8 protein-coding genes are annotated in these 6,531 nt (G+C 72.3%); 4 read left to right on the forward strand and 4 right to left on the reverse strand.

The features are described 5' to 3' along the window. Positions 1 to 1,227, reverse strand: a 1,227-nt coding sequence (locus B7L92_RS15365) for a hydantoinase/oxoprolinase family protein (protein ID WP_143626329.1), incomplete at its 3' end; no start/stop codon positions are given. 190 nt (positions 1,228 to 1,417) lie between these two features. Here B7L92_RS15365 and B7L92_RS15370 point away from each other — a divergent pair. From B7L92_RS15370 to B7L92_RS15380, 3 genes are all read left to right on the forward strand, one after another. Then, complete coding sequence (locus tag B7L92_RS15370; protein WP_255310976.1) at positions 1,418 to 2,062, forward strand: GntR family transcriptional regulator; 645 nt, start codon at positions 1,418 to 1,420, stop codon at positions 2,060 to 2,062. Positions 2,063 to 2,099: 37 nt separating this feature from the next. After that, positions 2,100 to 3,563, forward strand: coding sequence for an MFS transporter (locus B7L92_RS15375; RefSeq protein WP_081238124.1), 1,464 nt, complete (start codon positions 2,100 to 2,102; stop codon positions 3,561 to 3,563). A gap of 103 nt (positions 3,564 to 3,666) precedes the next feature. After that, positions 3,667 to 4,347, forward strand: a complete 681-nt coding sequence (locus B7L92_RS15380; protein WP_081238125.1) for an O-methyltransferase — start codon at positions 3,667 to 3,669, stop codon at positions 4,345 to 4,347. A gap of 9 nt (positions 4,348 to 4,356) precedes the next feature. Here the strand turns inward: B7L92_RS15380 and B7L92_RS15385 are convergent, their stop codons facing one another. Further along, entirely contained in the window at positions 4,357 to 4,749 is a 393-nt protein-coding gene (locus tag B7L92_RS15385; protein ID WP_081238127.1) for a hypothetical protein, read from the reverse strand. Between the two features lie 98 nt (positions 4,750 to 4,847). Here B7L92_RS15385 and B7L92_RS15390 point away from each other — a divergent pair, with 98 nt between their 5' ends. Then, positions 4,848 to 5,270 carry a DnaJ family domain-containing protein gene (locus B7L92_RS15390; protein WP_081238129.1) on the forward strand — a complete coding sequence of 141 codons (423 nt, stop codon included), beginning with the start codon at positions 4,848 to 4,850 and terminating at the stop codon, positions 5,268 to 5,270. On the opposite strand, the gene B7L92_RS15395 is transcribed toward B7L92_RS15390, so the two are convergent. Both B7L92_RS15395 and B7L92_RS15400 read right to left on the reverse strand, forming a co-directional pair. After that, positions 5,259 to 5,897: a hypothetical protein gene (locus tag B7L92_RS15395; RefSeq protein WP_081238131.1), complete on the reverse strand. Its 639-nt coding sequence runs from the start codon at positions 5,895 to 5,897 to the stop codon at positions 5,259 to 5,261. The two genes, B7L92_RS15390 and B7L92_RS15395, sit on opposite strands and share 12 nt — an antisense overlap. 5 nt (positions 5,898 to 5,902) lie before the next feature. Then, positions 5,903 to 6,531 (reverse strand): hypothetical protein (locus tag B7L92_RS15400; RefSeq protein ID WP_081238133.1); only part of this gene is annotated, 629 nt, incomplete at its 5' end.

Below are 6,531 nucleotides of genomic sequence, written 5' to 3' on the forward strand. Positions count from 1 at the left end.
GGCGGCGGCCGCCGCCTCCACGTCCAGGGGCATGTCGCCGCCGAGGAAGTGGTCGGGGTCCAGATAGCCGAGGACGGCGTCCGCGTCGGTCACGGTGCAGTGCTCGCCGCCCCGGCCGTAGCTCACCGGGCCCGGTTCGGATCCGGCGGAGTCGGGGCCGACGGTGATCAGACCGAGTGAGTTGACCCGGGCGATGGAGCCGCCGCCCGTGCCGATCTCGATCATGTCGATGACCGGAGCCCGTACGGGGAGGCCGGACCCGGCGCGCAGCCGGTACACCCGGTCCACTTCGAAGGTGTGGGTGACCAGCGGGCGGCCGGCCTCGATGATGCAGAGCTTGGCGGTGGTGCCGCCCATGTCGAAGGCGATCTGGTCGGGCCGCCGGGCGCTGCGGCCGAAGGCGACGGCCCCCAGCGCGCCGCCCGCGGGACCGGACTCCAGCATGCGGATCGGGAACTGCCGGGCGACGTCGATCGCGGCGACCCCGCCGTTCGACAGCATGATCAGGGGGGCGCTGCGCAGGCCGAGGCCGTGCAGACGGTCGCGGAGGTCCTGCAGGTAGGTCTCGACGAGCTGCTGGACGTAGACGTTGGCCAGGGTGGTCGAGCTGCGCTCGTACTCGCGGATCTCGGGGTTCACCTCGCTGGACAGCGCTACGCGCAGCTCCGGCGCGGTGGCCTGGATGATCTCCCGGGCCCGCCGTTCGTGCTCGTTGTTGACATGGCTGTGCAGAAAGCACACCGCCACCGCCTGGACCCCGGCCCCGGACAGCTCGGCCGCGAGCTGCTTCACGGCGGTCTCGTCGAGGGCGGTGTCGACGGTGCCGTCGGCGAGCATGCGTTCGCGGACGCCGAAGCGCAGGTGCCTCGGTACGAGGGGGCGGGGCAGTTCCAGGTCGAGGTCGTAGAGCTCGTACCGGTGTTCCCGCCCCATCTCCACCACGTCGCGGAATCCTTCGGTGGTGAGCAGCGCGGTGGTCGCACCGCGGCGCTCGATCAGCGCGTTCGTCACCAGGGTGGTGCCGTGGACGAAGGTGGTGATGTCCGCCGCGTCGAGTCCGTGTGCCGCCAGGGTCTGCCGCAGCACCGTCTCGACGGCGGCAGCGGGTTCGCTGTGGGTGGTGAGGGTCTTCCCGACGGCGACGATCCCACGGTCGTCGAGGATCGCCATGTCTGTGAAGGTGCCACCGATGTCTACCCCGACACGCAGTGCACGGGACTGGGTCATAGGAATCCTCCAGGGCCGGCTGAGAACGTGCGCGGCGCCTCTTGCTCGGTCATCGGCACGCCGGACGGACGCTACAGATCGTCCGACGATTTCGCAACGAATCGTCTGACGAAAATTGCTAGAATCAGGCTCGCCTCCTATCGGAGGGGTGACCGGCCGCACCTGTCGTCGCGGCCCGAGGGGAGCAGGAATGACTGATTCGGCCGGCACTGCGAGCCGGGTGGCGGACGCACTGCGCGAGCAGATCGTCTCCGGCGAGTTGAAGCCGGGGACACGGCTGTCCGAGGAGCACATGAGGAAGCTCCACGGTGTCTCCCGCAGCACTCTCCGCGAGGCGTACCAGCGGCTCATCCGGGAGCGGCTCCTGGTGCACGAGCTGAGCCGCGGGGTCTTCGTCCGTCAGCTGTCCCGGGAGGACGTGGCCGATCTCTACCGGGTCAGACGGGTCGTCGAATGCGCCGCGGTGCGGTCCATCCGGATCCTGACGCCGGCGGGCCTGCGCAGGCTCTCCGCGGCGATCGCCGACGGCCGCGCGGCGGCGGAGGAGTCGCGGTGGGACGACGTCGCCGCCGCGAGCATCCGGTTTCACGAGGCGCTGGTGGCGCTCGCGGGGAGTGAGCGGCTGGACGCGATGATGAGCGGCATCCTCGCGGAGTTCCGGCTCGCCTACGCGCACATGAGTGACACGCGGGTCTTCCACGCCGCCTACCTCGACCGGAACAAGGAGATCGCCGAGGCCCTGCGCTCGGGCGACGTCGAGGAGGCGGCCGTACTGCTGGAGACCTACCTCACGGACTCCGAGGCAGCGCTCTGCGAGGGCTATCCCGCTCGATAACGGCAGGTAATCGTCCGATGACAGAGAACTTCCGTCAATGAATCTCTTGCACATCGTCCGACGATTCCCTACGGTCGCACCACTGTCGACCGCGGCGTATGCCCGCCTGTCCCCATCGGGAGATCCTGTGAGCGTTGACCGCCAGACCGCCGCTCCTCCAGGGACAAGCCCTCCTGAGGGGCAGCCGGTCCCCAGCCGGTCCACACTGCGCCGAGCGACCGCCGGAGCCACCATCGGCAGCGTCGTCGAGTGGTTCGACGTGGCCGTGTACGGCTACCTGGCCGGTGTGCTCGGCAAGGTGTTCTTTCCCACCAGCGACCCCACGACCCAACTGCTCAGTTCCTTCGCCGTGTTCGGGGTGGCCTTCGCCGTACGGCCGCTGGGCGGGATCTTCTTCGGCACACTCGGTGACCGCATCGGTCGGCAGAAGACCCTGGCCTGGGTCATCATCTCGGTCTCGGTCGCCACGTTGTGCATCGGCCTGCTGCCGTCGTACGCCTCGATCGGGCTGCTCGCTCCCGTGCTTCTGGTGGTCCTGCGGCTGATCCAGGGATTCTCCGCGGGTGGGGAGATGGGCGGCGCGTCCGCCTACGTCGCCGAGTACGCGCCGCCGAGGCGCCGCGGCTTCCTGGTGAGCCTGGTCGAGATGGGCTGCATCCTGGGTTTCCTGCTCGGCTCGCTGGTCGTGCTGGTGCTGAACCTCGGGCTGACCTCGGAGCAGATCCACGACTGGGGCTGGCGCATCCCGTTCCTGATCGCGGGCCCGATGGGCGTCATCGGCCTCTACCTGCGCACGCGCCTGGAGGAGACGCCGGCGTTCGCGGCCGAGGTGGAGAAGGCGGAGAGCGACCGTCCGAAGGTGCCGCTGCGCGAGATGGTGACCGGCCAGTGGCGCGCGCTGCTGCTGTGCGTGGGCCTGGTGCTGGTCTTCAACGTCACCGACTACATGCTGCTGTCGTACATGCCGAGCTACCTCACCGGTGAGCTGGGCTACGACACGACGCACGGTCTGCTCGTGGTCCTCGGCGTGATGGCGCTGATGATGGTCGTCCAGCCGTTCGCCGGTGCGCTGACCGACCGGGTCGGCCGGCGCCCGGTGATCGCGGCCGGGTGCGCCGGGTTCCTGCTGCTGTCCGTCCCGGCGCTGCTGCTGATCCGCGAGGGCAGCCTGCTCGCGGTCGCCCTCGGCCTGGCCGCCCTCGGTCTGCTGCTGGTGTGCTTCACCGCCTCCATGCCCTCCGCGCTCCCGGCGCTGTTCCCGACCCGTGTGCGGTACGGCTCGCTGTCGATCGGCTTCAACGTCTCGGTGTCGCTGTTCGGCGGCACGACCCCGCTGGTGGTCACGGCCCTGATCGGCGCGACCGGCGACGTGATGATGCCCGCCTACTACATGATGGCCGCGGCCGTGATCGGCGGGTTCGCGGTGTGGCGCATGGCGGAGTCGGCGGGACGCCCGCTGCCGGGTTCGGCGCCGTCGCTGGAGGCGGCCGGGACACGCTGAGGGCACCGGCCGGGAAATCCCCCGGCCGGGAACCCGTGCGCCGCTATCTTCGTCAGCGCCGCCAGTCGGACGAACTGACCGGCCCTACGGAAGGTGCAGGTGCATGAGCGAGTCGCGGCTCTGGCAGGAAGTGGACTACTACCTCACCGCCCGCCTCCTGTCCGACGCCCTCGGGGACGACGCCCTGACGGCCGCCCTGCGGGACAGCGAGGCCGCCGGCCTGCCGCCCATCGCCGTGTCGCCCACCCAGGGCAAGCTGCTCCAGCTCCTCGCCCAGGTGCAGGGCGCCCGGCACATCCTGGAGATCGGCACGCTCGGCGGCTACAGCACCATCTGGCTGGGCCGCGCCCTCCCGTCCGACGGGCGGCTGATCTCCCTGGAGTACGACCCCCGGCACGCCGAGGTCGCCACCCGCAACATCGCCCGCGCGGGACTCGGCCGGCAGGTCGAGGTGCGGGTGGGCCCGGCGCTGGAGTCGCTGCCCCTGCTGGCCGACGAGAACCCGCCCCCGTTCGACCTGGTCTTCATCGACGCGGACAAGCCCAACAACCGGCACTACCTGGAGTGGGCCCTGAAGCTCACCGGCACGGGCAGCCTGATCGTCCTGGACAACGTGGTACGGGGCGGCCGGGTGGCCGACCCGGACGACACCCACCCGGACGTGCTGGGCACCCGCGCCGCGCTCGACATGATCGGCAGCCACCCGCGGCTGAGCGGCACGGCGATCCAGACGGTCGGCGCCAAGGGCCACGACGGCTTCGCGCTGGTCCGGGTGCTGGAGTGAGCCGGCGCCTCACACCTCGTGGTAGAAGCCCACGTTGACGCTGCGCGGGGCGGTGCGGTCCTGGACGACGACCTCGCCGCTGCCGCCCCGGGGCAGCACCACGGCGCCGCCGTAGGGGACCGTCTGGGCGTACTCCCCGACGATCAGCCGCACCTCGGAGGACGGCTCGGGCAGTGAGCCGCGCAGCCAGGTCAGCTGCCAGGTGCCGTCCTGCAGGCACTGGAACTCCAGGTGGACCCGGGAGACGAACAGCCAGTCGTCCGGCGTGGAGAGCCGGCACACCGACCTGTCCCGGCCCACCCGCAGCACGGCGCCCGGCTCGCTGGGCGCGTCGGCCATGAGCATGCCGGCCGTGGCGCCCGCTTCCGCCGCGGACACGGCGGCCATGGTGAGTTCGAGCACGTGCGCTCCTCCTGAGACGTCCTGGCGGGCGGCCGGATCGGCTCGCTGCCGCCGCATGATAAAACGCCCGGCCGTGCGGCGTCCGGCACAATGGCCTCATGACCGAGCGGAAGCCACCCGGCGTCGACTTCGAGTCCTGGGTCGACAAGCAGATCCGTGACGCGGAGGCGCGCGGAGAGTTCGAACGGTTGCCGGGGACGGGCAAGCCGCTCCCCCGTGAGGTGGAGACCACCTACGACGAACTGTGGTGGGTCAAGCGGAAGATGGCCCGCGAGGGCTTCTCCGTGCTCCCGCCGGCGCTGGCCCTGCGCAAGGAGGCCGAGGACGCGCTGGAGGCGGCCCTCGCGGCCCCTTCGGAGCGGATCGTGCGAAAGATCCTCACGGAGATCAACGACCGGATCCGCGAGATGATGTTCAAGCCGCCGCCCGGCCCCCCGCTGGGAAAGAAGCCGTACGACGTCGAGGACGTCGTACGGCAGTGGCGGGAGCGCCGGGCCGCGGCGGGCGGGTCAGACGTGTAGCAGCCGTTCCGCCAGTTCCCGGTAGTCCCGCAGGGCGAGGCGCAGTTGCTCGGTGTCGGTCGCCGCGGCGCCCCCGCCGTCGGCGGCGTCGGCGGCCTGCCAGGACCGGCGCAGGGTGCGACGCCGCTCGCTCACCGCGTCCGTGAGGCGCGCGGTGAGTTCCTCCAGGATGTGGTCGGCCTCCTCGACGGCGCCCCGCGGCGCGTCGACGAACCCGGCCACGGCGTGGTGCAGCTGCGCGGTGAGCTTGTCGGTGTCGTCGTGCGGGAGGAGACGGGGGCGGGAGGCCGGGGCGTCCGCGCCGTCGTGGCCCGGGCCGGGGATCCGCTCCGTGCCGTGGTGCGCGGTGCCGCCGTCCGGGGTGCCGTGGTGCGCGGTGCCGCCGGCCGGGGTGCCGTGGTGCGCGGTGCCGCCGGCCTGCGGGTGGGCGGCCACCAGCGGGCTCTCGGCACCGGAGGCGGTCCGGCCGGGGGACCGGCCCGTGTCCTCGCCGGTGCCGAAGGTGTCCCGGTGCGTGCCGGGCGTGCCGGACGTGCTCGGCACGCCCGGGGCCGTGCCGGTGCCGGAAGCGGTACGGGTGCCCTCCGGGGGCAGTTCCTCGCCGGTGCGTCGGGTCGTGTCGGGCATGTCGCTCAGCTCTCCTTCGCCTGGTGCCGGTGGAAGACCGACGTCGCGTGGTGGCCGCGGCCGGCCGGGGACCTGTGCCCGCCGTCCGCGGCGGCGCGGTGGCGTCCGCGGTCGTGGGCGGAGGACCGGATCAGTTCGTCGAACAGGGCACGGGCCTCGACCATGGCCTCGCGCATCTCCTCCGTGCCCGCGCCGCCGTCGTGCGCGCCCCCCGCGCGGGCCTGGGCGACCCGGTGCACGCGCCGGTAGCCCTCGACGTGGTGCGCGTGGTGCACGGACAGCGCGGCGAGCTGGTCCTCGTAGTGCCCGCCGTCGGGGAAGCCCTTCGCGCCGGCCAGCTCGGCGAGCAGCCGGTCCGCCTCGGCGAGCGCGTCGCCCGGCGAGTCGACGAACCGCTCCTGCGCGGCCGTCCAGCGCGCCTCGTACCGCTCCCGCTCGGCGGGCTCCAGGGTCCGTTCCCGCAGGTCGCCGTGGCGCTCCACGCGCTCGGCGAGTTCCCGCTCGGCGGCCTTGGCGTCCCCGTCGTGCCGGGCGACGGCCCGGTCGTACTCGGGTCCGAAGCGCCGCTTCAGGTTCGCGCCGTGCCGTGGGCCGCGGGCGCGCAGGGTCAGGGCGACCGCGGCGACGGCGGCGA

Origin of the sequence: Streptomyces viridosporus, assembly GCF_002078235.1 — a bacterium.
GTDB lineage: Bacteria > Actinomycetota > Actinomycetes > Streptomycetales > Streptomycetaceae > Streptomyces > Streptomyces viridosporus.

Bases quoted from the DNA above. Each gene is read 5' to 3' on its own strand.
- B7L92_RS15380 (WP_081238125.1), top strand. From the start codon at position 3,667: ATGAGCGAGTCGCGGCTCTGGCAGGAAGTGGACTACTACCTCACCGCC.
- B7L92_RS15375 (WP_081238124.1), top strand. From the start codon at position 2,100: ATGAATCTCTTGCACATCGTCCGACGATTCCCTACGGTCGCACCACTG.
- B7L92_RS15395 (WP_081238131.1), bottom strand. From the start codon at position 5,897: ATGCCCGACACGACCCGACGCACCGGCGAGGAACTGCCCCCGGAGGGC.
- B7L92_RS15390 (WP_081238129.1), top strand. From the start codon at position 4,848: ATGACCGAGCGGAAGCCACCCGGCGTCGACTTCGAGTCCTGGGTCGAC.
- B7L92_RS15370 (WP_255310976.1), top strand. From the start codon at position 1,418: ATGACTGATTCGGCCGGCACTGCGAGCCGGGTGGCGGACGCACTGCGC.